Origin of the sequence: Paraburkholderia fungorum (genome assembly GCF_046027605.1) — a bacterium.
In the GTDB taxonomy this organism is placed as follows: Bacteria; Pseudomonadota; Gammaproteobacteria; order Burkholderiales; family Burkholderiaceae; genus Paraburkholderia; species Paraburkholderia fungorum_F.
Map to the genome: position 1 here is coordinate 18,751 of NZ_JAQQEF010000038.1, position 26,992 is coordinate 45,742.

The following is a 26,992-nucleotide window of genomic DNA, read 5'->3' on the forward strand; positions in this document are numbered from 1 at the left end:
GATGGCCGCGTACCGGATCAATCCGGCGCGGCTTCCTCCGTTGTAGCCGGCTTGCGTTGCCGCCGCGTCGCGGCGGTTGAAGATCTCGCGGCCCCGAAATACGGCTTCTCCACTTTCGCGCGCTTGCCACGCGAGTTCCGGACCAATATCGCGAGCCGCTCTTCGAAAGTGCCAATCGTCGATTCGGGCGACAGGGCACGCTCCGCATAATTGCGCGCGGCCTTGCCGAGCGCCACGCGACGTTCGCGATCGCCCGCCAGCACGGTGAGCGCCGCCGCCAAAGCCTTCACGTTGTCCGGCGGCACGACCACGCCGCGCGGCGCCACCGCGTCGTAGAGCCCCGTGCCGCGTCGCGCCATCGCAACCACGGCGCGTCCGCTTGCGAACATGCCGGTGAGCTTCGATGGCATCACCAGATCCGCCGCATCGCCGCGTTGCGGCAGAACGTGAATGTCGGCGAGGTTGAGCAGTTCGTTCAGACGGTCCGCCGGTTGCAGCGGCATGAAAACGCAATTCGCCAATCCCGCGCAGCGCTCTAGCAAACTCACTTTCGCCGCGCCGCTGCCGCAGAAAACGAAAGTGATGTCGGCACGCGTGGCAAGCGCTGCCGCCGCATCGGCAACCGTTTCGATGCCCTGTTTCGCGCCCATGTTGCCCGAGTACAGCACTACCTTCTGGTCAGGCGGAATCCCAAGCAGGCGCCGGTATTCGCTCGCGCGCGCAAGCGGAAAGATGGTCGACACATCGACCCAATTGGGCAGACACACGACCCGCGAGGACTCGACTCCCTTGACGACCGCGCGCGCACTCATCTGCGGCGTAATCGACGACACGGTATCGAAGCGCCGCAGCAGCGTGCTTTCGATCCAGCGTGCCACGCGAGCCGCCCGCGAGCTTTTCAGAAGACCCAGATCGAAAGCCGCGTCGACTTCGAAATCCTGAATGTGCAGCCAGGCACTCGCGCGCGCCATCCGCGAGAGCAGCAACATGGCAGGCGCGCACATCAGCGTGGGCGCAATCAGCATTGCCGCATCGGGGCGCCACAGCACCTGCCGCGCGAGCAGCGGCAACGAAGTCGTCGCGAAACTCGCCAGATGCAGCATCCGCTTCAGGCCGTTGGGACGCGCGGGCACCCACAGCGGCGCGCGCCAGATCGCGACGCCGTCGCGCGTCTCGCGTTGATAGCGCCACGACACATAGTTCGCCGCCACGCGCCACTCCGGATAATAGGGCGGCGCGCACACCACCCGAACCTCGTGGCCGCGGTTGGCCAGAAGCACCGCCATTTCCGCCGTGTACTTGCCCACTCCCGTCAGTTCAGGCGCGTAGTTGAGGCCGTAGATCAGAATCTTCATTGTGGCTGCCAGAACGAGTTAGAGCTTCGCTTGCGCGACGAAGGCCGTGAGGCGCGTCAGTCGCTCAGCATCAGCGCGCAGCCACGAGCGATATTGGCGGCGGCGGAAGGCGGATCGAAACGGCGAATCACATCCATGCAGCGGCGCGCCGTGCCGCCGGCGTCGGCGAACGCTTCCATCGCCTTGAGCATCGTGCGTTGCAAGCCGGCGACATCGCCCGCCGTGAAGGCATAGCCGCTCACGCCGTCGATCACCAGCTCCGGCACACAGCCGCAACTCTCGCTAACCACCGCGGGGCAGCCATGCGCGAGCGCCTCGTTGACGACGAGTCCCCACGGCTCGCTATAGCTCGGCAGCACCATGCAGGTCGCGCCGTAATATTCCTGGGTGAGCGGTTCATCCTGCAAACTGCCGGCAAAGGTCACTGCCTCGCCCAGTTCAAGTTCGGCCACTTTCGCGTGCAGCGCGTCCGCCATCGGCCCGGTGCCGACAATGCGCAACTGCGCCGCTGGAATACGCCGACGCAAACCGGCGAACGCCTCGATCAGCGTGCCAATGCCCTTCTCTTCCGAAAGACGGCCCACATAGAGAAACACCGGCGGATTGCCGGCGCGCGCCGCCACCCGCTCAACCAGCGCGCGCTCCGGCGAAAACGAGCCGGGCATTGCGGCGGCCTGACACGGCACGAAAATCTTGTCGCGCTTGGCGCCAAGTGAAAGCAGATACTCGCGGCTGCGCTCGCCGAAACCGAAATAGCCGTCGCAGAGCGAGAAGAACACGCGCTTCGGAATCGAGGTCAGCAGCTTCTTGGGCCGGTCGCGCGCAGTGGAATCGCAGAACACCGCGCGCCGCTTGCCGGTCACGATGCACGCCGCCAGCATCGCCCAGTATTCCGGACGGTGGTAACCCGGCAGAACGATCAGATCCGATTTGGTCCGCAGAACTTCCCAGGTGAGCCGCGCGATCATCTTCATCGTCGGCACATCTTCGTAGCAGCCGTCGAACAGCTTCTGCATCGGATAGCGATGGTACGAATAGTCGACATCCGAAAAGCCGACACGATCGTGCTCGGTATCCGCAATCTGCACCATCGAGTAGCGAATCGCGCCGGACGACGAAATGTTATGCAAAGCGGAGAACACGACACCCTTGTGGCGCGACCATACGACGTTGTGGAAGATCGTGACTGACGCTGTCATTTTTATGCCACTCCTCGAAAAATCGTCCCTGTGTGCGTTGCACGCTACCCGCGCGTCACGCGCCACGCGCTCCCCCAGTTCCGGAAACGCGCTCAACGGCCCTTCAGTGCGCGCCTATACGTGCAAGGCGGCGACGGAGGTCGAGCCGGCGTGTAGTTCAACGAATTCCCGATACGTTGACGCGAGGCCTTCCTCGAGGCCAATGGTCGCGTGCCAGCCCATTTGCGCGAGCCGCGATACGTCGAGCAGCTTGCGCGGCGTGCCGTCAGGTTTGGATGCGTCGAAGACGAGTTCGCCCTCGAAGCCCACCACCTTGCAGATGCACTCGGCCAGTTCGCGAATCGACAGGTCTTCACCCACGCCGACGTTGAACAGGCCTTCTGTGACGTTATGCTCGAGCACGAAGAGGGTCGCCGCGGCGAGATCGTCGACGTGCAGAAACTCGCGGCACGGCGTGCCCGATCCCCACACCGTCAAGGTCGCGCTGCCGTTCACCTTCGCTTCGTGTGCCTTGCGCAGCAGCGCCGGTAAAACATGGCTGCTGTTCAGATCGTAGTTATCGTTGGGGCCATACAGATTGGTCGGCATCAGCGAGACATACTGCGTGTTGTATTCGCGGTTGTAGGCCTCGCACAGCTTGAGGCCGGCGATCTTCGCGATCGCGTAGGCGTCGTTGGTCGGCTCGAGCGGCGAGGTCAACAGATACTCCTCGCGAATCGGCTGCGGACACTGCTTCGGATAAATGCACGACGAACCGAAGAACACCAGCCGCTCGACCTGGGCACGAAACGCGGCGTGAATCACGTTGGTTTCGATCACCAGGTTTTCATAGATGAACTCACCCGGCTGCGACGCGTTGGCTAGGATGCCGCCCACCCGCGCGGCCGCGAGCAGCACCACCTCGATCTTTTCCCGCTCGAAAAAGCCATTCACGGCCGCCTGATCCATGAGGTCGAGCTCCGCCCGCGGTCGCGTGACGACGTTGTAATAGCCCTCGGCAGCGAGCCGCCGGACCAACGCGGAGCCGACCATGCCGCGGTGGCCCGCGACGAAGATGCGTGCTTGTTTGTTCATTGCCGTTACTCGTGATGTTCCAGCGCCGTGAAACCGGCCAGCGTGACGAGCGCGTCACGTCTTGCAATCTGATAGTCCGCGCGCACCATTTCCTTGACCAGTGAGGCGAACGACGTAGTCGGCTGCCAGCCAAGCTTGGCATGCGCTTTCGACGGATCGCCCAGCAGCGTCTCGACTTCGGCCGGACGGAAGTAGCGTGGATCGACACGCACGATCACGTCGCCGGGCGACATCCTGATCTCGCGCCCTTCCACCTTGTCGACAACGCCGATTTCATCCACGCCGGTGCCTTCGAAACGCACGGTGACACCCAGTTCGGCCGCGGCATGCCGGACGAAGTCACGCACGCTGTACTGCACGCCGGTGGCGATGACGTAGTCCTCCGGCTGTTCCTGTTGCAACATGCGCCACTGCATTTCCACGTAGTCGCGCGCATGACCCCAGTCGCGCAACGCCGACAGATTGCCGAGATACAGGATCTTCTGCATGCCCACCGCGATGCGCGCCACGGCGCGCGTGATCTTGCGCGTCACGAAAGTCTCGCCACGCACCGGCGATTCGTGATTGAACAGAATCCCGTTGCAGGCATAAAGCCCGTAAGCCTCGCGGTAATTGACCGTGGTCCAGTACGCGAACAGCTTGGCCACCGCGTACGGGCTGCGTGGATAGAACGGGGTAGTCTCCGATTGCGGAATCTGTTGCACGAGGCCATACAGTTCCGAGGTCGAGGCCTGATAGAAACGCGTCTTGTGCTGAAGCCCGAGAATCCGGATCGCTTCGAGAATCCGCAGCGCGCCAAGGCCGTCGGCATTGGCCGTGTATTCCGGTTCCTCGAACGAAACCGCCACGTGGCTCTGCGCCGCGAGGTTGTAGATCTCGTCTGGCTCGACCCGCTGAATCACGCGCAGGATGCTGGTCGAGTCGGTCAGGTCGGCGTGATGCAGGAAGAGTCGCTGATCCGGGTCGTGCGGATCGCGATAGAGATGATCGATCCGGTCTGTATTGAACAGGGATGACCTGCGTTTGATGCCATGTACGTCGTAATCCTTGGCGAGCAGCAGCTCGGCGAGATACGACCCGTCCTGTCCAGTGATGCCGGTGATCAGCGCGACCTTGCGTTTCATGGAGCTATCCCTCTCGTTAAGCTTTACGATGCCAGTGCCACAGCACGATTCGAGCGATCGGCCCCGTCGCGGAGCCGCCGCTGCGTCAACCCTTAACCTGCGATGCTGTCGTAGCCGTAATAACCGCCCTGATAGCCGGAACCGAGGAAGGCCCCTTCCTGAGGCACGTCGGTCAGCAGCACGCCTCTGAGCGATACGCCGCCGTTGAGCAGCCGCTTGGCCGTCTCGGCAATCTCGTTCAGCGGATGGCGGCCGTGGCGCACCACCAGCAGCGTCGTGCCGGCGTGCTTGCCGATCAGCGTCGAGTCGGTCACGGCAAGTACCGGCGGCGTGTCGACGATCACGAGGTCATAGTGCGACTTCAATTCCTCGAGCATCGTTTCGAAGCGCTTGCTCATCAGCAATTCGGACGGATGCGAAGGCAGCGTGCCCTTGGCGAGCACATCAAGGCCGGGCAGCACGTCGCGCTGGATCATCGACGTCAGATCGCCGCCGCTCAGCACGTCGGAAAGACCCGGTTGATGGCCGACGCCGAAATGCGAATGGACGTCGCCGCGCCGCATGTCGCCGTCGATAATCAGCACCCGCTTGTTCGCCGAGGCCACCAGCGCCGCCAGATTCACCGACAGGAAGGACTTGCCGGTATCGGGCCGCGAACCCGTGATCATCACGACGTTGTTCTCGGCGTGATCGAGCGACAACTGCAACGAGGTCCGCAGATTGCGCACGCCTTCCACGGCGATGTCTTCCGGCGCCTGCTGCGCAAGCACATGCAGCCCACGGCGGCGCAACATGACGTTTTCCTGCAAACGCAACTGGGTCTGGCTGCGCGGCACGATCGCGAACACCGGCACGCCGAGCACCGCTTCGAGTTCATCCGGACGTTCCACGCCGCCGTAGATCGCGCGCTTGAAGAAGGTCAGCATGATGCCGATCAGCAAGCCACCGCCAAGCGCGATCAGGATCGCCAGCACACGCTTCGGACGCACCGGCTCGTCAGGCGTTTCGGCGAAGTCCACCACGCGCACGTTGCCGACCTGGCCGGCTTTCGCCACCCGGAGTTGCTGCGCACTGTTCAGCAGATTGGTATAGAGCTCCGTGTCGACATGCACGTCGCGCAGCAAACGCAATGCGGTCTGCTCGGTATCCGGCATCACCGCCACGCTGCGGTTCATGGTGGCCGCCGCGCCCTGCAACGCCGCGATCTGTGCATCCAGCGCGGCTACCGCCGGGTGATTCGCGGTGAAGCGCTGCGACATCTCCGCGCGTTGCTGCTGCAGATCGAGCAGCTTCGTCTTGTTGTCGACGACCTGCTGCAGCAGCAGGCGGCTTTCTTCGCCAAGATCGACCGTGCCGTGCGCGTTGCGGAACTTGTTATAGCGTTGCTCGGCTTCGTCGAGTTCCTTGCGCAAGCCCGGCAATTGCTGGTCGAGGAAGGCCAGCATGTGCTCCGCCTCGGTCGAGCGGCTCTCCACATCCTGCCGCACGAATTCGCGCGCCATGCTGTTGACGATCGCCGCAGTCAGTGCCGGGTCGCCGCCTTCGAGACTCGTGCGTATCACGCCCGACTGCAGCGTGGTCTCCGCGACTACCAGCGCCTTTTGCAAGCGGTCCACGGTGCCCAGCGTCGAGGCGCGTTGCAGTTCGAAACGCGAGCCGGGCGCGCCGACCAGTTTATCGACGTGCAACGCAATCGGACCGTCGGCGGTATCGGTTTCCACGGTCTCGCCGACATGGCCGGAGAGAATCGCGATCCCGTTCTTGTCGCGCAGCACGTACGAACCGCCATCGCCCGCAATCAGCGTAAAGGTCGTGTCGTAAAAGTCCTTCGACGTATCGAAGCGCGACACGGCAATGCTCTCGTCACCCCAGGCGTAGTCGGACAGGTTGATGAACGACGGCAACTTGAAGCCCCATTGTCCGTTCACCAGGCCCGCGATCATGCCGCCGATGAACGGCAAGGTGCGCGGCCCGGCCGTAATGTCGAGGTGCAGGTTCTTGACCGTTTCCTCGGTGACGAGACGCGACTTCAGCAACTCGATCTCCGCCGCCGTCGAGGGCTTGGTGTCGAACATGCCGGTGAGCGGCGGCAAGGAATCCTTGCCGTTCGCATTGGCATTGGCCGTCTTGTCCTCGACGTGGAACAGGACATCCGCGCGATACGTCGGCGGCGCGAGGAACGCGTACGCGCAGCCCAGCGCGAGTGCGATCAGCGTCACCATCACGATCGTGCGCCAGCCCCTCACGATCGTGCGCAGATAGTCCGACAGATGCAGCTCGTCCGGTCCGGACACGTCGGTGTAGCGGTTTTCGAAGTTGATTGCCATTTTGTTCACCCAACAAAGCCCGGCGGTTCAAGGTCTGGATTCGAATCTTTACTTCGCGAGCACGACACCGGTGACCGCGGCATTGATAGCCGGCAGCAACAGGTTCAGCACACGGTTGAAGCGGACCAAGCCCCCTTGACCGACATACACGACGTCCTTCGGTTGGAGCTCGAACTGATTGGCGAGGATCATGGACACCGGCGAAGTCGCATCGAGGTGGTAGACCTGCGGCGAGTCGCTGGTCGAATTACGGATCACGAACAGCTGTTTGGCCGCCGCCGTGTTCGAATCGAAGCTTCCGCTGTCGGAAATGGCCTGCGAAAGTGTCAGCGAACCGTTACGCATCGGCAGGATGGTCGCCGGTTTGTTGACCTCGCCCATCACATACACGCCGCTGTCTTCACGCGATGCCACCCGCACCATGTCGCCGGCCTGAAGGTAAATCTCCGACGGATTGCGGCCGCGCTTGACCATGTCGTCCACGTTGAGCGGATACGTCACGCCGTTGCGGATCAACTCCACGCGGCTACGATCCGCATTGGCGCTGAAGCCGCCGCCCTGGCTGATCGCACTCGTCAGCGTCAGCGGAATATCGGTGACCGACTGGGCTCCCGGCGTACGTACTTCGCCGTCGATGAAGACCTGCGCGTTCCGGAATGAAGCCACCCGCACGGTCACTTCCGGCTTCTGATACACATTACTCAGACGCTTGTGCAGTTCCTTCTGGATCGTCGCGACGTCTTTGCCGGCCACATGCACCGTGCCCGCGTAGGGGAACTGAACATCACCGTTTTCGTCGATCAGAAAACCGGGAGCGGCATCCGACGTCTTCGCGTTCTGCGCGGGCTGGCCGAGCGCCGCCGCGAGTTCCGGGTGATCCCACACGACAATCTGCAGCACGTCGCCCGGGCCGACCTTGTATGCCGTCGGTTTGCCGAACAGCGCCATGGTCTGCGTCGGCAGCGGCGAGGACGTCTGCGCCTGGTTCATCTTGCGCAGCAGTGCGAGGTTGATATCGGTAATCGGTATCTGCTGTTGCTGTGATGCTTCGGTGCTGTAGTCCCCGCCCGTGTCCTGAATAGCGGCCGGCGTGATCATCCGTTGACCCGGTACTTCCCCGCATCCGGAAAGCAGTGCTGTAGCTGTGAAAATCACGAGACTTCCCGTGCGTATACCAAGCGAGCTCATGGTGTTTCCTCCTTGCGCCAGCGAACTGTCCTCGGGGGAGGCAGCGCCCAGCGTGCTTGTTAACTACTTAGTAAGCGTTTCGATGCACCAGTCCGGCGACAATCGTCGCGCCGATAATCCGCATATCGAGCGCGAACGACCAATGCCCCAGGTAGTACAGGTCATGTTCGACGCGACGCTCCATCTTCTCGATGCGGTCGGTTTCGCCACGAAAGCCGTTGATCTGCGCCCAACCCGTAATGCCCGGCTTGATCCGGTAGCGATTGATGTAGCCGGCAACCACTTTCTGATAGAGGTCGTCGTGCTCGAGTGCATGGGGACGCGGTCCGACGACCGACATGTCGCCACGCAACACGTTGAAGAATTGCGGCAGCTCGTCGAGGCTGGTGCGGCGTAAAAATGCGCCGACTCGCGTGACGCGCGGATCATTGCGCGTCGCCTGTCTGAGCGTGCCCTTTTGCTCGGCATGCATACGCATGGAGCGGAATTTGTAGATCGTGAACACGCGGCCATCCGCGCCTTTACGCTTCTGTTTGAAGAAAACCGGGCCGCGCGACGAGAGCTTCACCGCAATCGCGATCGCGAACATGATCGGCGCGAGGCAGATCAGCGCCGTGGCGGCGAACAGGCGATCGAAGATTTCCTTCTTCAGCATCGAACTGGCCGACAGCGGCGAGGCGACGAGGTTGATCGCCGGCACCCCGAGCAGATCGATCACGCCGCTGCCTTCGAAGAGCGCGAGGCTGCGCACGTCAGGCATGAAGCGGATATTCACCAGGTCGTCGCGGAACTCGCTCACCAGCGCGCAAATCAGCGGCTCCTCGGTGAGCGAGACCATCAGCCAGAGTTCGTGCACGTCGTTGGTGCGGATATAGTCGGCGAGCGCGTCCACGGTGTCGTATACCGGTACGCGCGGACTGGTGACGGGCGACAGTTCCGGACGCGTGTTGTAGACGGCGGTGGCGCGAAAGCCGGTGGTGGGCGCCGAATCGATCCGGCGGATGATCGCGTCGCATTGCGAACCGCTGCCGACGATCGCGACCTGGTGCAGATTCAGGCCGGCACTGCGCGCACGCGCCAGCACCGCATGCGTCACCAGCCGGTAAGCGATCAGGAGGCCGCCCGTCACCGCGGTCCAGTACGAGAACCACAGCCGCGACACGAAGTCGATGCGGTGCAGCGAATACATCAGCACAAGCGCACTGCCCTGCACGATCAGCCACGCGAGCGCCACCTGTCCGGCGAGCGAGAGCTTGGAACGGCCGCGCCAGGATTCATACACCCCGAACGCTGGAAAGATGGCCAGCGCGAAGGCAGCGGAAAACATCACGAGCGCCCAATAGAACCCCGATTGAGCGAGGTAATCGAAGCGGATCTGCGACGCCACCGCCGCCCCCGCGAGCACCAACGCGACATCGAAAACTCGCGCGAGTAAATCCTGAAACTTGCGCATTTTGCTTACCTCGTTCTTGCCGTTCGTTCTTTTCCGCACATCATTGCGGGAGCGCTGTTAGGAGCAGCGGCCGTAGTTGTCGTTGAACCTCACAATGTCGTCTTCACCGAGATAGGTGCCTGACTGGATTTCAATGATTTCGAGCGGCACCTTGCCGGGGTTTTCGAGCCGGTGACGGGTGCCGAGCGGGATGTAGGTCGATTCGTTTTCACTGAGCAGGAACTGCTCGTCGCCGCGCGTGACGAGCGCTGTGCCGCGCACGACAACCCAGTGTTCGGCGCGGTGGTGGTGCAGTTGCAGCGATAGCTGCGCGCCCGGCGTCACGACGATGCGCTTGACCTGGAAGCGTTCGCCGTGGTCGATGGAATCGTAGAAACCCCAGGGGCGCCGCACCTTGCGATGCGCATCCGCTTCGGGGGCGTGCTGCGCCTTGATCCGCGACACCAGGCCCTTGACGTCCTGCACGTGCGAACGGTCGACCACCAGCACCGCATCCGCCGTTTCGACGACCACCACATTGGTCGTGCCGACGCAGGCGACCAGCCGCCCTTCGGAATGCGCATAGCTCGACACCGCGCCTTCGAACGTCACGCGGCCGCGCCCGGCGTTGCCGTTGGCGTCCTTCTCCATCGCGGCCCAGACGGCGTCCCATGAACCGAGGTCCGACCAGCCCGCATCGAGCCGCACGACGACGCCTGCGGGATTCGCGCCGGACATCGCTTGCGGGTCCGCGCCGCGAGCCGCGGCGGTCTGGTCCGGAGCACCCACGTCGTCTGGCTCGCTCAGTTCGGCGCCGTCCGTGAGACGCTCCATCACGGCGTAGTCGATCGAGTCGGCAGGCGTTGCCAGGAAGGCGTCCAGCAGCGGACGAAAGTACGCGCCTTCGCTGCGGCCGTTCACGAACGCTCGCTCGCAAGCGGCGTGCATCTCCGGTTGCAAGCGTTTCAGCAATTCGAGCCACACGCGTGCCCGCACGACAAAGATGCCGGCATTCCACCAATACGTGCCTGCCGCGACGTACTGCGTGGCGATCTCCTCGGCCGGCTTCTCGATGAAGCTGTCGATCGCATGGCCGCCGTCGGGCAGTTGCGCGCCGATGCGGATATAGCCGAAGCCCGTATCGGCACGCGTGGGCGGCACGCCGAGCGTGGCGATCGAGCCCCGGTCCGCGTACCTGGCAGCACGTTCCAGCGCGCCTTGTAATGCGGGCACATCCGCGATCGAATGATCAGACGGCATCACAACGAGAATCGCGTCGCCGCCCTCGGCGCACGCGAGCGACGCCGCGAGCGTCAAAGCCGGGGCCGTATCGCGCCGCGCAGGCTCGACGATCAGCCGCGCGTCCATGCCGTTTTCACGAAGCTGCTCGGCAATCACAAAGCGGTGTTCTTCGCCGCACACGATGATCGGCGACGCGTCCACGTTCCAACCAGCGGGAAATCCGTCCATCCGCCGCGCGGTTGCCTGCAGCAACGAGTCAGAGCCGACGACGTCGATCAGTTGCTTCGGAAAGTTCTCACGCGACACCGGCCACAGACGCGTACCCGAGCCACCGGCAAGAATGACCGGGACGATGCGCGCGCAATGCGTACCGGCAGACCCGGCACTTGCGCCGTCCGGGTTCACCGACGCAGCGCCCACCACTCCCTGAGTCAACATATTCGGATTCCTGATAAATTTCTGAAGTCAACGAAGGTCTTAACGAAGCCATGCACGAAATATTCCGTGGTAGCGCGGAAAACCGCGTCGCCGCGCGTACGTACGCTAACCGCCGACCATGCGGCGGCTTTGAATCCGGAACTCAGTGGGGGAAATTCTCATGCGCTTACGGAAGACCTTGGCGAGGCGGTCACCGTTACCCATGCCGGTGCGCCGGGCAATCTTGTCCACCGGCAATTCCGACTCGGTCAGCAGGCTGCAGGTCACCGCGAGGCGCTCATGCAACAGGAAACTCGAGGGCGTAATACCCATTTCCATCTTGAAGCGGCGCAGGAAGTTGCGCTCGCTCATCGCGGCGAACTGCGCCGCGTCGGCGATCGAAATCGACTGCTGGCAATTTTCTTGCAGCCAGCGCGCCGCGGCGCGTACTTTGTCGCCCGGGCTCAACCCGCCGTCTTCACCCAGCAGCGGTGCGAGGTTCGAGCACGAATCGGCGAGCAGACGCTCGGCGACCGTGCGGGCGGTCGCGCCGCCGAGATCGCGCTTGATCATCGCAAGCGCGCTGCGCATCGATTCGAGCCGGTCGCCCGCATCGCCGTTCGGTTCGGTCTGGCGCGGCGGCATTGACTGCTGCTGGTGGAAATCCGCGCTTTCCTTGCTGTCCGGCACATAGGCCGCATCGAGCAGCGCGCGTCCTTCCGCAATCGGCCGGATCATGCCGGTGTTGCGGCGCACGCGCCGCAACCAGGCGATCAGACGCTCGTCGCCGGCCGCGGCACAGGCGCCTTTGCCACCGGCCACATACAACGCGTCGAAGCCGCCGTAATGCCGCGCGTCGAGTCCGTCAGTCCAGACCCGCAGTGCCGAAGACGAGGTCACCATGCCGCCGTCGGCCGACAGGAAGGAAACGTCATACAACCAGCCGCCCGAGCCGGACGATGCCAGTTCGTTCGCGGCCTGAAACACCTCGGCAACCACGCCCGCGCCCTGCAGCGAGCAGTCGTTGAACATCAGTATCGCGATGCGACGCATACCCTTGTTCGGCGCGTGCACCCAGCGCAACATTGCAGATTCGAGACTCGCGCAGGTCATAGTCATCCTCTCAACAGAAAACGAATCTACTTTTCAACCTTGAACGCCGCACAGAGGCATGCTCTGTGCAGTGCATCATAGCCATCCCCGATCAAGCATTTAGCCGCCATGACCGAAAGTGCAGACATGTTGGCGTTTCGATATGGTGGCCAGCCAGTGATTTTCGGAACAATCCCGGCACTACTAATTTTTCAATGAATTTAATGCCAATTCTGCATATGAATGAATTTACGTTTCGCGAATTCTAATGCTAATTAATGCATTTTTTTCGTGCGTTGCCACACATACAGTCACTGCTCGCAATGCTTGAGTGGCACCTTGATCCGCCTACTGATTCCGCAGATTTGAAGTGACTTCTCTCCCACCCACCGCCAGAATGAGGGCAGCCGTCCTAGCTACGGCGGCTCATGCTCTTACAAGATTCCAGGGGGACTTTCTTCCGACGATATATTCAGTCGGCAGAGATGTGTAAAACAGTCTCCAATATAAGCACTTTCGCTGGCGACAAAATTATTTAATTCGTTGTTATTGGATCCACTTAATATAAACAGGACGATTAATGTTTCAAACGTGAAACACCGAAATAAGCCAACTTTAGTCCGCTAGGCAATAGGCGGGCCAATGGCGGATTGTGTCGGATCACAACCGGTACGATTCCGCCAACACATTGCGGAAATGGCCTATGCGGTTTCCGCAACACATTGCGATGTGAGGTAGCCTGAGGCGGCTGTGGCCTGGTCAACTAGCCATTGCGCGTCGTCTTGTTACCGGAACGTCAACGTCGAACGACACGGGGAACATATGTCGAATGTACGCGAACAACGCGCGCTGCGACCACTCGTCGGCGCCTTTGCCACTCACGGGTTTGCACTGCGTGCCACTGCCTCGACAGCGGCGTTTATCCTGCTTGGCTCGATCGCCGCCCCGTACAGCGCGGCAGCGGCTTCGGCCAGTCCCGGCGGCGCGAGCAATCCCGAGCTGACGGTTGATGGCAGAAAGTGGACACCCTGCGCGGCGGAGTACGGCACCTGCCGGTTCAGCGGTACACGTGACGTGCTGTACGGCACGATCGAGCAACATGTCATCAAGACGTTTTTGAACAGCGCGGATTGCAATAACGGTGTGTTCGGCGATCCGGCGCCCGGCGTGGAGAAGCGCTGCGCGGTTGCGCTCACCCCTGTCGATGCGGGCGCGGCGGCGAAGGTGGCGGCAGCTTCGGCGAACCAGGACAGCGCGCCGGAATCGGTGGCCAACGTGCCTTCTGCATTGAAGGCGCCGCCCGGCGCGGGCCTGCGCTGCGCGGCACCTTCCTCACAGGTGCGCGCAGCCGCGAACGGCGATCTGCTGGAAGCGGACACGCCGAGCGACGGCACGCGCCTCTTCGCGGCGGACCAACCGTTCGCGCTCGTTTTCACGACACGTCCGACGCAAAACGACACGCTCAACTGGCAGATCCGCGACAGCTGGAACGCCGTGCGCGCCAGCGGCCGCTTCCCCGTTGCCGCGGGCGCCACGCTGTCGACGCTCAGTTGCGCGTCGACCGTTGCGGGCTACTTCGCCGTCTCCGCTTCGCTGGAGCGCGCGCATGGCCAGCTCGAATCGCGTGGGACACGTCCTGCGGGAATCGCTACCTTCGGCGTACTCCCCGACACCTCGGCTGCTTTGCCGGCCGTACGCTTTCCGTATGAAGACTTGCATCGGTTCGGTGGCCAGGGCACCGCTTATCTCGCGCCCGGGCAGCATTGCTGCGACGGCGACGGCTATCGGCCGGTCTATACGGCGCTCGGCCTTTCCTGGGCGAACGACAACCGCAACTGGTATATGGAAGAGCCCAAAAAAGCGGGCACGTTCGATCCCGCCAGCAAACAGTTGGTCCCCTATTTCCGGCGCGGCGACATCATGCGCTTGATCCAGCTCGACGGCATTCCGCAGTGGGCGAGCCCGACCGGCAAGGAGACGCACAGCTATGCGCCGACCTCGCTCACGCAAATGAAGGACTACATGGCAAAAGTCGGCGCCGAGTCCAACCGCACACGGATGACCTACTTCCCCAAACAGCGCGACAACTACTATCAGGTGACATGGGAACCGGATGCCGATGGCGGGCTGCCGTGGCGCGATACCGACGCAAATTTCATCGCCATGTATAAAGCCGTCTGGGAGGGCATTCATCAGACGGACCCGCATGCAGTGGTAATGGGTGTGACGTACGCGTCGGTTCAGGCCAACGTGACGTGGATGCGCCGTCTCGGTCCGCAGGGGATCGGCCGTTATATGGACGGCATGACCATTCACGGCTATTACGACATCGGCACGACACCGTCGCATCCTCCCGAACGAGTCGCCGACTCAGGCAATCAAGGCACGGTGCCAGGCGCGCTGCCCGCCGCGATGCGGGCGCTGCGCCACGAGCTGCGGCAGTATCTGAAGCCCGGCGCGCCGCTGTTCGTTACAGAAACTGGCATCAGCTACGACATCGGCCAGGCGTACGGCAAAAACTATCCGGGCGCGAACGTCCTGTATGCGCAAGCGGCAGTCGTGGCACGCACGCATCTCATCCTGCTCGGCGAAGGTGCGGACATGACCTACGTCTTCTACCTGGCGGACATGCCGGAGGCCGCGGCCGGTTACGGGGTGTTCTTTGAACTCGATCATCCGCAGGGCGCCTTCGGCGCCGCTCGCATCAGCCCCAAACCGGCCGCGCTCGCGGTGGCGGCCATGACGCGAATCATCGACGGGACGGGTACGCTCGGACCACTCAAAGGTCTGCCAAAAGGCGTATACGCCTATGCATTCCGCAGGCTTGGCGGCGGCAAGATCGTGACGGCGCTGTGGACGCATGACAACGACGCGTGGAACGCCAAAACCGGTTTCAGCGCGAGCCAGAGCGTGGACTATCGCCTGCGCGTGGATGCGCCGGGCACGTCGGGCGAAGTGGTGGTGTTCGACATGATGGGCAACGCGTCGACGCTGCCGTATCGTGACGGTTTCGCAAGCCTCAAGCTGTCGCCGACACCGATCTATGTGGTCTCCGCCAACGCCGGAGTGTTCAAGGACGCAGTGACGACGCCGGAGGGTTACGTTGCTCGCTAGCTGTGCCGTGCCGTGCATCATGCGCATCGGCAAACAGCAGCCGATCTTCAGACATCACGCACTGTCGAGACGCGACGATACTTCGGCGTGATGTGACAGGGCAGGCCCTTCCTTACACCCGTAGAATCCAGACGGAGACTATTTCGCACGCATATCAACGCGCTGGAGCCGAGAGATGAACGGCCTCGCATGGACGATGCTGGTGTTAGCCGCGATGATCGGGGCGTTTCTCTTCGCCACGATCGGCGCGATTCTGGTGGCATTGCTGCTGGCGAATGTGTCAGGCCGTCTCACCCGGGACGACGAACATCACGGCGACTACTAGCGCCTTCAGGTTCCCCTCACGATCACCCCGCGCTCAACCCGCGCACGCCCCGCAGGAGATGACATGCTGACCGAGATCGATTTCCTGGACGTGGTGCGTCTGACGCCGCTGGTCGCGATCGATCTGATCGTCAGCGACGCCGAAGGCCGCGTGTTGATCGGCCGCCGTCGCAATCGCCCTGCCCGCGGCACATGGTTCGTACCCGGCGGGCGCATTCATAAAGACGAAACGCTCGACGCGGCGTTCACGCGCGTTGCCGACGCCGAATTGGGTATCGCAAGGCTGACGCGTTCGACCGCACGCTTCGAGGGCGTATTCGAACACCACTACAACGACAACTTCGCCGCCGAACCCGATGTGTCGACGCACTACATCGTGCTCGCCTATTCGCTGCAGTTCACGAGCACCGTCTCGGTTGGCCGGCTCGATCAGCACAGCGAATATCTCTGGCTTGCGCCTTCCGAATTGCTCGCGCGCGCCGATGTCCACGAGAACACCAAGGCTTACTTTCGCTAGCATCAGCGCGAGCGCCGGCGCCGCCATTGGGGCCAACGCTCGCGGTGTGTGCATGACCGATAGCCGGCCCGCAAAGTGACGCCTACTGTGAGTTCGCCAACGTGGCGGACCACGCCGATAAAGTATGATCGAGCTCACCGTCAGGGCTCGAATCAACATGCGATCATCGGCATCCAGGCTCGTTCGCGATTCATTTATTGCTTGTGCAGCGCTACTTTTCTTCGCTTTCCTTCCCGGTTCTGCCCGCGCGGCGACATGCAGCGCCGGTACGCTAGTCACGGTCGTCGCTCATCTCGATGACGATCTGCTGTTCGTGGACCCCGCCATCACCGAGCGGCTCGACGCCGGCTGGTGCATTACTACCGTGCATCTGATCGGCGGCGCCAACGGTGCGAATTTCGCTTATGTGCTGACACGCGAGCGCGCTTCGCGGCTCGCTTATGCGCGCATGGCGGGGGTGCCCGACGAATGGATCGAAACCAACATTCAGATCGCCGGCAAGCTCGTGCATCAGATGGTGCTGAAAGCGAAGCCGCAGGTGCGCCTGCTCGAACTGCGCTTGCCCGGCGGCGCCGTGCGCGGCGGCCGCGTACCGCTCGGCCTCCTGTGGGAACAGCGCGCCATAGTCACTACCTACCCGATGAACGCCGACGGTTCCGTGCGCGTGCAATACGATCGCGACTCGCTGTCGGCCACACTGAAAGCGATACTCGCCGAGGCCTCGCAGATCTACACACTCAATCCGGACACGGTGCCGTTTCTCGAGCATCCCGATCACATCTACGCCGCGCGCATCACGCGCCATGTCGCGCAAACGCTGAGCAAAAGCGTGCCGATCGAATATCACATCACCTATCCGACCGGCGACTGGCCCGGCAACGTTCCAGCGGCTGAGGTTCAGCGCAAACGTGACATCGTCGCCAGCTATTTTTCTGTCGACGGAAGCGAGTTCTCGCACGTATTCGGTGAATTTCAATGGGACGGCAATTGGGTCGCGCGCCGCTATGCCTTCACCGATCGCAGCGATCGCCGCGTGGCGGATTTCCAGTCGCGTCCCATTCAACTATTCAACGCGGCGTCGAGCCGCTGTCTGACCTCGGCGGGCAGCGGCCAGGCACCGACACTCGCCGCGTGTACCGGCTCATCCACGCAGCAATGGCGCTGGGAGCCGCTAACCGTCTATCCCGGCAATACGCGCAACGCCGCGCTTGTCAGCGTCGCGACTTCGCAATGCATCGCCGAACGCGATGGCTATCTGATGGCCGAGACCTGCGATCAATGGGACATCGCGCAAAGCTGGACACCGTGGGACTTCGGCCTCGTCTATACGCCGCTGCGCCACTGTCTCGGCGAAAACGACGGCAAGCTGACCATGCGCGGCTGCTCCTCGCTCACTACGCGCTATCGTTGGGCGACCACGCAACGCACCCAGGCCACCGATCTGCGGCTCGCTGGCGCGATGGTGGGTGACATCGCCGGCACGGGCGAGCAAGCCGCGGTCTATGTGCAGCGGCAACACGATGGACCTGGATTCAACGTCTATGCGGCGTCGCTCGTGAAAGCGTCACCGCCCGCCCTTTGGTATGCGAGCACGGTGCCCTTCGATCCGCGCGCCACGGCGCCGAGTTGCGCTGCGGATGCGTTGTGCTTCGACAGTGCGCGCTTTCTGCTCGGCGACTTCGATGGAGACGGCAAGGCGGATTTGATGGTGGTCACCGCTCGGCAAGGCGGCACGGCGTTCTGGTTACTTCGCAGTACAGGCGATCGCTTCGAAGCCCCTCGTCTCTGGCTTCAAACCAGCACTACGTTCAGGCCTGATCTGACGCAGCAATATGTGGCAGCGGATTTCAACGGAACGGGACGTAGCGGCGTGCTGATCGCGCAGAAGCGGATCGATAGCGGGCTCGACTTGTGGCTCGCGTCTTCCACGGGCTCGGCCGGCTCGACACCGGCACTCGTGACCCAGGCAAAAAACCTGGCGCAAAACGCAAATCTTCTGCCGGTCCAGGTTCCAGGGTCACGCGCGTCACTGGTCGCGGTGGATGGCGCGAACGGCCGGCTCGCGCTCACCCCAATCGCCAATGACGGCACGCGCATGAGCATCGGCGAACGCAGACTATTACCGGCCAGTTTCCTACCGGATTTCGTCAAGATGACAGTCGGGTCTGTGCAAGGCAAAGCGAGCACTACGCTGATTCTTTTGACACCGCATCTCGACGGCACGAACGAGGACGGCGTCGTCGACATCGACACCCTCGACACGGCGGACGCGAAGAGTGAGCCGATTCAGGCCGCGAAACTGCACGGCATGTCGTGGTCAGATGTTTTTCCGGCTTTCGCGCGTGACAAGCGCAATGCGGCGCTCGTGCTCTATCGAAGAGTCGACGCGACGCTCGGTGATTTCTATTTCACCGGCGGCGCACCGGCACTGACGCGCTATCCGGTTGGCGACGGTTTCGCGCTGGGCGCGGCGGAAGATCTCGGCCAACTGCCGGGGTTGTTCTCGGAGACGGTACGGATCGATCGATTGGCTCAGTAGGCTGGTGCGGCGGGTGGCTCAGTAGCGAGCCGATCGATGCGACGTGGCTCAGGCGGAAACCCGCAGTGGCTGGACGAACTGGCGCGCGATCGTCATGTAGCGCTCTGCCGTGTCATGCAACGTGTATCCGGCGAGTTGCCGGTTCGCCCGCGGCATGTCGAGCGCGCCGACCAAGGCACGGCCATAGGCGTCAGGATCGGTCGTATCGACGAGATTGACACCGGCAAAGCCACTGGCAAAACCGAACGACGGAATCCGGCTCGCCACGACCGGGATACCCGACGCGAGCGCCTCCAGGAAGCCGATGCTCTGCGCCTCGAAGCGCGAGGGCATGGCAAAGACACGCGAGGAACGCAGGATCGCCGCGACGTCCAGGCGCGGCCCGCATACCGTCACGCGACTCTCCAAACCGAGTTGCTGAACAAGCGACACCACGGCCGCGTGATAGTCGAGATCTTCGACGACACCGCACAGCAGCAGACGTGCTTCGGGCTCGCTCTGCAGGACACGCTCGAACGCGCGGATCGTGTGCAACTGGCTCTTGCCTTCTATATAGCGGCCTAGCTGAACGATCTGCTTCGCGGGCACTTCGATATCCGGTGCAGACGCGCTGTTGTCCTCCGCGAACAGCGACGCGTCCACGCCATTCGGAATCACGACCATCGCCGGATGCTTGCCGATCTCTCGCAGGTAGTCGTCGATATTCTGCTGCGACACGCCGATGATCGCTCGCGCCCGCCGTGACAGCAACCGCTCGGCCTGCTTGAGCGCGCTGTTCTCGAAATCGTTGACGCCGGAGTGCATCACCCAGACGATCGGCGTGTGCACCGGTAGAAGACGCACATAGAGTGCAGCGAGCGTGGCGTGAGCCACGATGAAATCAGGGCGGAACTGGCGCACCACGCGATACAGATGCAGCAGTTTGCCCACCCTGCCGTAGCGTGTGCTCGGGAACAGGCAGGTGACGCCGGCAGCCTGAAGCTCCGCGCGAATGCCAGCGAAATCGTCCTGTTGGGGAAGCAACGAGGTAATGCAAACCTCATGACCGGCGCGCTGATGATGAATCGCCACACCCTTTACAAGCACCTCTGCCCCGGATAGCCGCGGTGCGTGAACCAACTGAAGAATTCTCACGATTTATCTCTCTGGATAACCGCATTTTTTGCGCAGCGGATGGCATGCCAACCAGCAGGTACTGGCCACAAGACCATTGGCACCCATCTCCGTTTATCTGGCGCACCCCCTTTCGCGGGGCGCGGCTTCGTCTTTCATAAAACAGCGACAGTTCCGCTGCGAAGTCCCTATCGCGAGGAAACCTTACACCCAAGGCCCAGCACTTTTTCGCCAACCCCTAGTTTCTATCGGCGGCGAAATGAGCGCTAGCGCCCATTTCCCTGCGGTTTACACCGATTTGTATTAGTTAGGCATCCGTTTCAAATCTTTTCGACCCCTATTCCAAATGGCGGATAAAGACTGGTCTCACCATACGTATTCTTTCGTTAGAACAATGCAATTAGTACTGCCTTATTGTTCATACGTAACGACTCGTTACTTCTTTTAAATATTCAATTGCCGTATGGTGACGGTCGATTCTTCCCGTTAGTGCCTTTCTTGCTTACAGAACAGTAAAAATTTCGTCAGCGGGTGCCAGAAGTTCGAGTACTGCGATGTGATTTGCACTGTCATCAAGACCTTGGTCGTTTTCGTCGTACCTTCCCCGGTCGTCCGATTCCGCCAGATCCGCTATCTCGCATGGCACGGATTCGTATGACCAGAATTTCTCTGCAGAGGAATGCGTTTGGGGCTGGCAACCCGGGAAGCCATCACTTTCGCGCAATGGTCCGTTACGCGCGCACGAGGGCTGGTACCGACGCATCGGCTTCGGCTGGCCTGCAATTGAACCCGGATGTTCACTCCGTCTCCGGACGCGCTTTGCGCGAAGAGGCGAACGAATGTTCCGCTAACGCATTGGTTAAAGATTGATGAAATCGCAACTACTCCTACTCTCGACACTTTCCCTGGCACTTGCAGCTTGCGGTGGTGGTGGTGGCGGCAGCGGTAATAGCACCAGCAGCAACGGGGCAACCCAGGCCAACGGAAGCGCTGGCGCGTCGCCGAGCTCGGCTGCGGCCGGAAATAGCAGCACGGGCGGCACCGCCACGGTGAACGGCGCGGGCAGCACCGCCGCGGCACTGAGCTGTGCAGCGCCGGCCGTCTCCGCGGGTTCCGGCAGCGCCACCCTTTCCGCCGACACGCCGAGCGCGGACGGCACACGCATCTTCGCCGCCGGCAGCACGTTCCAACTCGCTTTCACCACAAACGTGCCGAGCGCCGACACGCTGAAATGGGCCGTCACGGACACGCTCGGCAGGGTCGCGGCGAGCGGCAGCACCGCCGTCCCGAGCGGCTCGAAGACCATCACGTTGAATTGCACTTCGACGCTCGCCGGCTATTTCGCCGCGACGGGCACGCTCGCGCAGAACGGTGGCCAGTTGCCGCAAGCCGGCACGCGCCCGGTGGGCATTGCGACCTTCGGCGTGACACCGAACCTGTCCGGCGTCATTCCCGCCGTCAACTACGCGCGTCAGGAACAGCACCGCTTCGGCATGCAGGGCGCGAACGACAACGGTCCGCTGCTCGCCGCACTGGGTATTTCGTCGACGATCGACGACCGCCAGTTGTCGACGATGGAACCGAACGCAGCGAACACATTCAATCCTTCCGCTAACAATCTCGATCCGTTCTACAAGAGCGGCAACGTGATGCGCCTGATCCGTCTCGACGGCATTCCCGCGTGGGCGAGCAGCACGGGCGCGTTCCAGGACGACACGAGCGTGCCGACCAGTCTGTCGTATTACCAGAGCTACATGAGCCGCGTCGGCACGGAATCGAACGCGATTCGCGCGGCGTACTTTCCGACCCAGTCGGCGAACTACTATCAGGTGACGTGGGAACCGAATGAGTTCTGGACCGACACGGACGCCAACTTCGTGGCGCTGTATCAGTCCGTCTATCAAGGCATTCACTCGACTGATCCGCACGCCGTGGTGATGGGCCCGACCGATGCGTTCCCGAGCCTGACCACGACGCGTCTGAAGCGCCTCGCGCCGCTCGGCTTCGGCCAATACATCGACGCCGTGGCGACGCACGGTTACTACGACGCGGGTACTTCGCCGTCGCATCCGCCGGAGCGCTATGATGCCGACCCGTCGACCGCCGAAGGATCGCTGCGCGGCCAGATGCGTGATCTGCGCGCGGAAATGGCCGCCGATTATCGTCCGGGCATGCATCTGTTCTCGACGGAAGCGGGCATCAGCTATGACCTTGGCAGCTCGTACGGTCCGAACTATCCGAGTGCGAACGTGCTGTACGCACAAGCGGCGGTCGCGGCGCGCATGCACATCATCACGCTCGGCGAAGGTGCGGATCAGACCTATGTGTTTTATGGTGCGGACTATCCGGGTGAGGTTGGCTACGGGACCTTCTTTGATCTGACCGACGCGCAGGGGGCTTTTGGCGCGACGAACATTAGTCCGAAGCCGGTTGCCATGGCGATTAGTGCAATGACGCATACGCTTGATGGCACCACCACGCTTGGGGCGGTGAATGGGACGCCGACCGGTATTTACGCGTACGCGTTCCAGCAGGTGGGCAATGGCGCGGTCATCACCGCCTTGTGGGCGCACAACAACAGCGTGTGGGATGCGAGTGTTGGGTTTAGCTCGACGTATAGCGTGCCGTATAGCCTTGCGGTGGATGCACCGGGCACCAGCGGGACTGTGAAGGTGGTCGATATGATGGGGAATGCGACTAGTGCGAATTATAGTAATGGGTCGCTTACGCTTAATCTGACTGAGTCGCCGGTTTATGTGGTGTCGAATAATGCTTCTGTTGCTAAGGGGAATTCGACCGTGCCGGTGGGGTATGTTGGGATGTGAGTTGCTTTTCCTTCGCGCTGGCTGCTTGGTCTTTCCTCGGTCTCGTTCTTTGGCCTTTCCTTGAATTGTTAGTGGTCTATTAGCGTCGCCCCTGTGCGGGGCGGCACTTACTTTCTTTGCCGCCGCAAAGAAAGATAAGCAAAGAAAGCGGCTCAACCCGCCAGCTCATAAGCGGGTCCCCCGCACAGTCACGGGAGTGGCACATCTGGAATCCGTGCCCTCGCACATTCGACGTTTTTGACAACGCGCTCATCAGCTCCCACTCCGCACTGCGTGCGTCGCGGATGGGTCTGCCTGGGAAACCGGGGCTTCGTTTCAATGCCGTGGGGGCCATCGGCTTCGCCTCGGCGATGCGCCAATGAGCGTAGGGGAGAAACGTCGCAAACATCCGATGCGCGCGTTCCGATCCTTTTACATTGAGACTGCAAGTTGTGTTGTCTTGTGCCTCACCACAGTCCGACTGTTGGCACCGTTAAGGCAACAAGAAGGCGCGAAATCATCCTCGCGCCTTTTTTATTGCTGTGGTGTACTGATCGCTAGTTTTCTTTAGTGGGCAACGACAGGTGTCCATGCACCCGCTTTTGCCTGCGACGCAACCTGCGTGTGCATCGGCCTGCACTGCTCGGCTTCCGCAGACTCCGTATTGGGCCGGTCATCCGACTCCGCCCGCACCGCCTCCGATAAAAGACTCGCAGCTCGCTTCGCGGTGATACAGCTATGAGGCACGTCCTTCGCATCTAGCGCGATCACCTGGTACAGCTCGCGGTCGCATTCAATCTCCCGCTCGTACGCCTCGCCAGTTTCTACAAGCAGTTCCAGCAGCGCCTGCTGGCTTTGCCGTTCGTCTCTTGTCATGGAAGGCATCCGACGTATTGAGGTCGCAAGCGTAACCAGTCTCTCAAGTTGATCCAACTGCCGGTTGCATAAATCGAAAGCTGAAAGCGCGAGTTTCTCGTACTGAAGCGCATCAACAGGCGCGCGTGAGGCCGCCCGGGGTTTCTTGGTGGATTTGCTCATGGTGCGATTTCCAGTTAGTTCCTGAATCGCCCGACACTCGCCAAAAGATGGGGTGAGCGGGCACGTAGCGAGGTTGACAGACTGGGTAACGAAACGAAACCAGCGGACCTTGCGGCCCCCTCACCACGGCCCGCCCATAGAAACGGCGTGCGTAGAAGGGCACTACCCACTTTCGCAGGTAGTGCGTTTCGTTACTGCAGGCTGTCAAACCCGCGCCGTTTTGTCTAACGGCAGGAACAATCTAAACCACCTATTTTTTGAGACGATCAACCAAACAGGCTAAACGCGCGAATTATAACTAATCTTTACATTTGGCCGGGGCGTCCCGTTGTACTGGTTGGCATGCAGCCCATGATGTCCTTGACCATGCATGCGATTTCACCGAAAGGCGCGCTGCTTCAGCGCGGGCACTGCGCCCTTCGCGACGATGAAGGGGAATTGCCGACCCGCTTGTGGCCGTGCGAGCCGAAACACATTTCATAGAACCTTTTTTGCTCGACGACCGTAGCTGGACGCAGCTGCTAATTCCCTGCCGTAGCAGCGTGCGCCACGCGCCCGATCCGCTGGCCGACATCCTTCCGCCGCGTTTTCCCCCCATGTTTCATTGACGCCGTGTATTGGCGCGTATCACCTCTTCACCTCGTCGCCTCTTTGCCTCGTCGCCTCTTTGCCTCGTCGCCTCTTTGCCTCTTTGCCTCTTTGCCTCTTTGCCTCTTTGCCTCTTTGCCTCTTTGCCTCTTTGCCTCTTTGCCTCTTTGCCTCTTTGCCTCTTCGCCTCTTCGCCTCTGTCGATTTTCTTTCTTGCCGCTATCGCTATGGCGCATCGTCGAGGCGAAGCCGATGGCCCCAACCCACCCAAACGAAGCCCCGATTTCCCATGCATACCCATCCGTGACGCACGCAGTGCGGAGCGGGAGCTGATGAGCGCTTTGTCACAGGCGTTGAATGTGCGAGGGCACGGATTCCAGATGCACCACTACCGCGACTGTGCGGGGGACCCGCTTAAGAATTAACGGTTTGAGCCGCTTTCTCTTGCTTACTTCTCTTTGCGGCGGCAAAGAGAAGTAAGTGCCCGCCCCGCACAGGGGCGACGCTAATAGACCGATAAGAAAACAAGGAAAGGCCAACGCCATAAAAGCACAGACCAACAAGCGCCGCGTAGGCAAAAGCCCGACCAAAGCCTAACGCCGCAGGCAAACCGACAACAAGCGCCGCGCAGGCAACCAAGATCAAACAAACCCCAACCCTGCAGGCGTACAGCCAACAACTCCCTGACAGCAAAAAAAACCAGAAACTCCCCCATAAAAGCCAAAATCCAGCGCACACTACCCTACTGCTCCCTCTCGGAGCGACAAAAGCCTACTGGGGAGTCCATCATGGCAAAAGGTCAAATGCGCAGTAACCGCGAAGTAAAGAAACCGAAACAGGCGAAGAAGCCTCAACCGGCTACCACGCCGTCGGGCGCGCCGCCGATCCGCGTGGCGCCGACCGTATCGGCAACCCAGAAGAAACACTAAAGACGCACTAAACGAGCAAGCCCGCCCCACCAGGCGGGCACCGACACCTACCTCGAGATATCCTCCAACGCGACATCCCGTGTCTTCGGCCCAAGTATCCCGATGGCCAGCATGACGACCACCATCGCTCCCGAAGTAAACACAAACACCCCGTCCACGCCGAACCGGCTCAAACACCCCGCAATCACAAACGCGGAAAACATCGCCGAAATCCTGCTCCACGAATAAACAAATCCCACGGCCCTCGCCCGGATACTGGTCGGAAACAGCTCCGCCTGATATGCGTGATAGCTATAAGAAATAATATTGCCCGCCAGCACAAGGCAAACACCCAGACTCACCAGCAACACCGTCTCCCGCGCCTGACTGAACAATAGCCCGCACACTACGTTCACCGCCGCCATGCAGATAATCACCGTCTTACGCTCGAAGCGGTCGGCAATCAGCATTCCCAATAACGGCCCAAGCGGCGCCGCAATCGCAATCACGCTCGCATACATCAAACTCGTCGTCACCGTAATGCCCTGCTTGATCAACAAAGTCGGAATCCAGTTTGCGAAGCCGTAATAACCCATCGTCTGGAACACATGGAAAATGATCAGCATCAGCGTGCGTTTGCGATAAGGCGGCACTAGCAGATCGCGAAACGCCGCACGCGCGCGCACCGGTTCGGGTAACGCCGGTTCCGGCAAAGACCGCCCATATTCGCGTTCGACGCGCGCTTCAAGCCGCTTCATCACCGCATCGGCTTCCTCGATGCGGCCTTTCTGTGCGAGCCAGCGTGGACTCTCCGGCAAACGCAGACGAATCCACCACACCACGATCGCGCCCATCACGCCAGTCAGCACGACCAGACGCCAGCCGTCGAGACCGAAATAACGGTGCGGCACCAGCAAGTACGAGAGAAACGCGACGATCGGCACCGCGCAGAAACCGACCGCCTGCGAGAACGCCGACGCGCGGCCGCGCACATGCTTCGGCACGAGCTCGGAGATGTACGTGCCGATCGTCACGATCTCCACGCCGATCCCGATCCCCGCGATGAAGCGCCATAGATTGAGCCCGAGCGCCGTGTCCTGGAACGCCATGATGATGTTGGCCGCGGTGTACCACAGCAGCGACCATGTGAAAATCGCGCGTCGGCCGAAGCGGTCGGCGAGAAAGCCGCATGCCGCCGTGCCGATGAACAGGCCCGCGAATAACGCCGCGATGAAGCTCGCCACGCCGCTGGTGCCGAACAGGCCATGGGTCGTCGCGGTGAGAATGCCGCTGCGCACGAGGCCCGGCGCGATGTAGCCGGAGAACATCAGGTCGTACAGCTCGAAGAAGAGGCCCAGGCTCAACAGCATCACCAGTTGCCAGATCGAGCGCGTCGCGGGCAAGCGGTCGAGCCGCGCGGAAATGCGCGCGCCGTCCAGCGCGATCTCTTCTGCGTGGCCGCTTGCCGATGCGCCCGCCCCTGAGGGCAAATCACCCAGCGCGCCGGCATCGCCGACCGCTGTCGCACACACCGCCTGATTCGACGATTTCATCATCTGTCTCCTTTGTCGATCGGAGTTAGCGCTTCAGCGCTTAC

Annotated in this window: 19 protein-coding genes; 6 read left to right on the top strand and 13 right to left on the bottom strand. The window is 61.7% G+C overall.

The features are described from left to right. Window positions 1-17 precede the first annotated feature (17 nt). The 9 genes from PQR53_RS35670 to PQR53_RS35710 all read right to left on the bottom strand — a co-directional run bounded on the left by PQR53_RS35670 (window position 18) and on the right by PQR53_RS35710 (window position 12,471). Window positions 18-1,355: a glycosyltransferase WbuB gene (locus tag PQR53_RS35670; RefSeq protein ID WP_408464820.1), complete on the bottom strand. Its 1,338-nt coding sequence runs from the start codon at window positions 1,353-1,355 to the stop codon at window positions 18-20. A gap of 56 nt (window positions 1,356-1,411) precedes the next feature. After that, window positions 1,412-2,554, bottom strand: coding sequence for a glycosyltransferase family 4 protein (locus PQR53_RS35675; protein ID WP_408464822.1), 1,143 nt, complete (start codon window positions 2,552-2,554; stop codon window positions 1,412-1,414). A gap of 114 nt (window positions 2,555-2,668) precedes the next feature. Then, window positions 2,669-3,628, bottom strand: coding sequence for a GDP-L-fucose synthase family protein (locus PQR53_RS35680; RefSeq protein WP_408464824.1), 960 nt, complete (start codon window positions 3,626-3,628; stop codon window positions 2,669-2,671). A 5-nt stretch (window positions 3,629-3,633) separates the two neighbouring features. Beyond that, window positions 3,634-4,752: a GDP-mannose 4,6-dehydratase gene (gene gmd / locus PQR53_RS35685; RefSeq protein ID WP_408464826.1), complete on the bottom strand. Its 1,119-nt coding sequence runs from the start codon at window positions 4,750-4,752 to the stop codon at window positions 3,634-3,636. Between the two features lie 92 nt (window positions 4,753-4,844). Then, entirely contained in the window at window positions 4,845-7,079 is a 2,235-nt protein-coding gene (locus tag PQR53_RS35690) for a polysaccharide biosynthesis tyrosine autokinase (RefSeq protein WP_408464828.1), read from the bottom strand. Between the two features lie 48 nt (window positions 7,080-7,127). Continuing rightward, a complete protein-coding gene (locus PQR53_RS35695) occupies window positions 7,128-8,267 on the bottom strand; it encodes a polysaccharide biosynthesis/export family protein (RefSeq protein ID WP_408464830.1) in 1,140 nt (379 codons plus the stop codon). 67 nt (window positions 8,268-8,334) lie between these two features. Then, complete coding sequence (locus PQR53_RS35700; protein WP_408464832.1) at window positions 8,335-9,720, bottom strand: undecaprenyl-phosphate glucose phosphotransferase; 1,386 nt, start codon at window positions 9,718-9,720, stop codon at window positions 8,335-8,337. A gap of 57 nt (window positions 9,721-9,777) precedes the next feature. Next, window positions 9,778-11,379 (bottom strand): sugar phosphate nucleotidyltransferase, encoded by a 1,602-nt coding sequence (locus PQR53_RS35705; RefSeq protein WP_408464834.1) that lies wholly within the window; start codon window positions 11,377-11,379, stop codon window positions 9,778-9,780. Between the two features lie 105 nt (window positions 11,380-11,484). Beyond that, window positions 11,485-12,471 (bottom strand): helix-turn-helix domain-containing protein, encoded by a 987-nt coding sequence (locus tag PQR53_RS35710; protein ID WP_408464868.1) that lies wholly within the window; start codon window positions 12,469-12,471, stop codon window positions 11,485-11,487. 801 nt (window positions 12,472-13,272) lie between these two features. On the opposite strand from PQR53_RS35710, the gene PQR53_RS35715 reads away from it, so the two are divergent. From PQR53_RS35715 to PQR53_RS35730, 4 genes are all read left to right on the top strand, one after another. After that, entirely contained in the window at window positions 13,273-15,564 is a 2,292-nt protein-coding gene (locus PQR53_RS35715; protein WP_408464836.1) for a hypothetical protein, read from the top strand. 175 nt (window positions 15,565-15,739) lie between these two features. Further along, a complete protein-coding gene (locus tag PQR53_RS35720) occupies window positions 15,740-15,889 on the top strand; it encodes a hypothetical protein (protein WP_408464838.1) in 150 nt (49 codons plus the stop codon). 63 nt (window positions 15,890-15,952) lie between these two features. Beyond that, entirely contained in the window at window positions 15,953-16,405 is a 453-nt protein-coding gene (locus PQR53_RS35725) for a GDP-mannose mannosyl hydrolase (RefSeq protein ID WP_408464840.1), read from the top strand. 157 nt (window positions 16,406-16,562) lie between these two features. Further along, complete coding sequence (locus PQR53_RS35730; protein ID WP_408464842.1) at window positions 16,563-18,944, top strand: PIG-L family deacetylase; 2,382 nt, start codon at window positions 16,563-16,565, stop codon at window positions 18,942-18,944. A 48-nt stretch (window positions 18,945-18,992) separates the two neighbouring features. Here PQR53_RS35730 and PQR53_RS35735 read toward each other — a convergent pair whose 3' ends face one another. Further along, window positions 18,993-20,078 (bottom strand): glycosyltransferase family 4 protein, encoded by a 1,086-nt coding sequence (locus tag PQR53_RS35735; protein ID WP_408464844.1) that lies wholly within the window; start codon window positions 20,076-20,078, stop codon window positions 18,993-18,995. A gap of 838 nt (window positions 20,079-20,916) precedes the next feature. Further along, the gene (locus PQR53_RS35740; protein ID WP_408464846.1) at window positions 20,917-21,378 is read right to left on the bottom strand and encodes a hypothetical protein; all 462 of its coding nucleotides are present in this window, start codon (window positions 21,376-21,378) and stop codon (window positions 20,917-20,919) included. On the opposite strand from PQR53_RS35740, the gene PQR53_RS35745 reads away from it, so the two are divergent. After that, on the top strand, window positions 21,368-22,882 hold the full coding sequence (locus PQR53_RS35745; protein ID WP_408464848.1) for a hypothetical protein: 1,515 nt from the start codon (window positions 21,368-21,370) through the stop codon (window positions 22,880-22,882). The two genes, PQR53_RS35740 and PQR53_RS35745, sit on opposite strands and share 11 nt — an antisense overlap. Before the next feature lie 546 nt (window positions 22,883-23,428). On the opposite strand, the gene PQR53_RS35750 is transcribed toward PQR53_RS35745, so the two are convergent. After that, window positions 23,429-23,899: a hypothetical protein gene (locus PQR53_RS35750; protein ID WP_408464850.1), complete on the bottom strand. Its 471-nt coding sequence runs from the start codon at window positions 23,897-23,899 to the stop codon at window positions 23,429-23,431. 1,376 nt (window positions 23,900-25,275) lie between these two features. Here PQR53_RS35750 and PQR53_RS35755 point away from each other — a divergent pair. Then, complete coding sequence (locus PQR53_RS35755) at window positions 25,276-25,416, top strand: hypothetical protein (protein ID WP_179736412.1); 141 nt, start codon at window positions 25,276-25,278, stop codon at window positions 25,414-25,416. A 47-nt stretch (window positions 25,417-25,463) separates the two neighbouring features. On the opposite strand, the gene PQR53_RS35760 is transcribed toward PQR53_RS35755, so the two are convergent. Next, complete coding sequence (locus tag PQR53_RS35760) at window positions 25,464-26,948, bottom strand: MFS transporter (protein WP_408464852.1); 1,485 nt, start codon at window positions 26,946-26,948, stop codon at window positions 25,464-25,466. Between the last annotated feature and the right edge of the window lie 44 nt (window positions 26,949-26,992).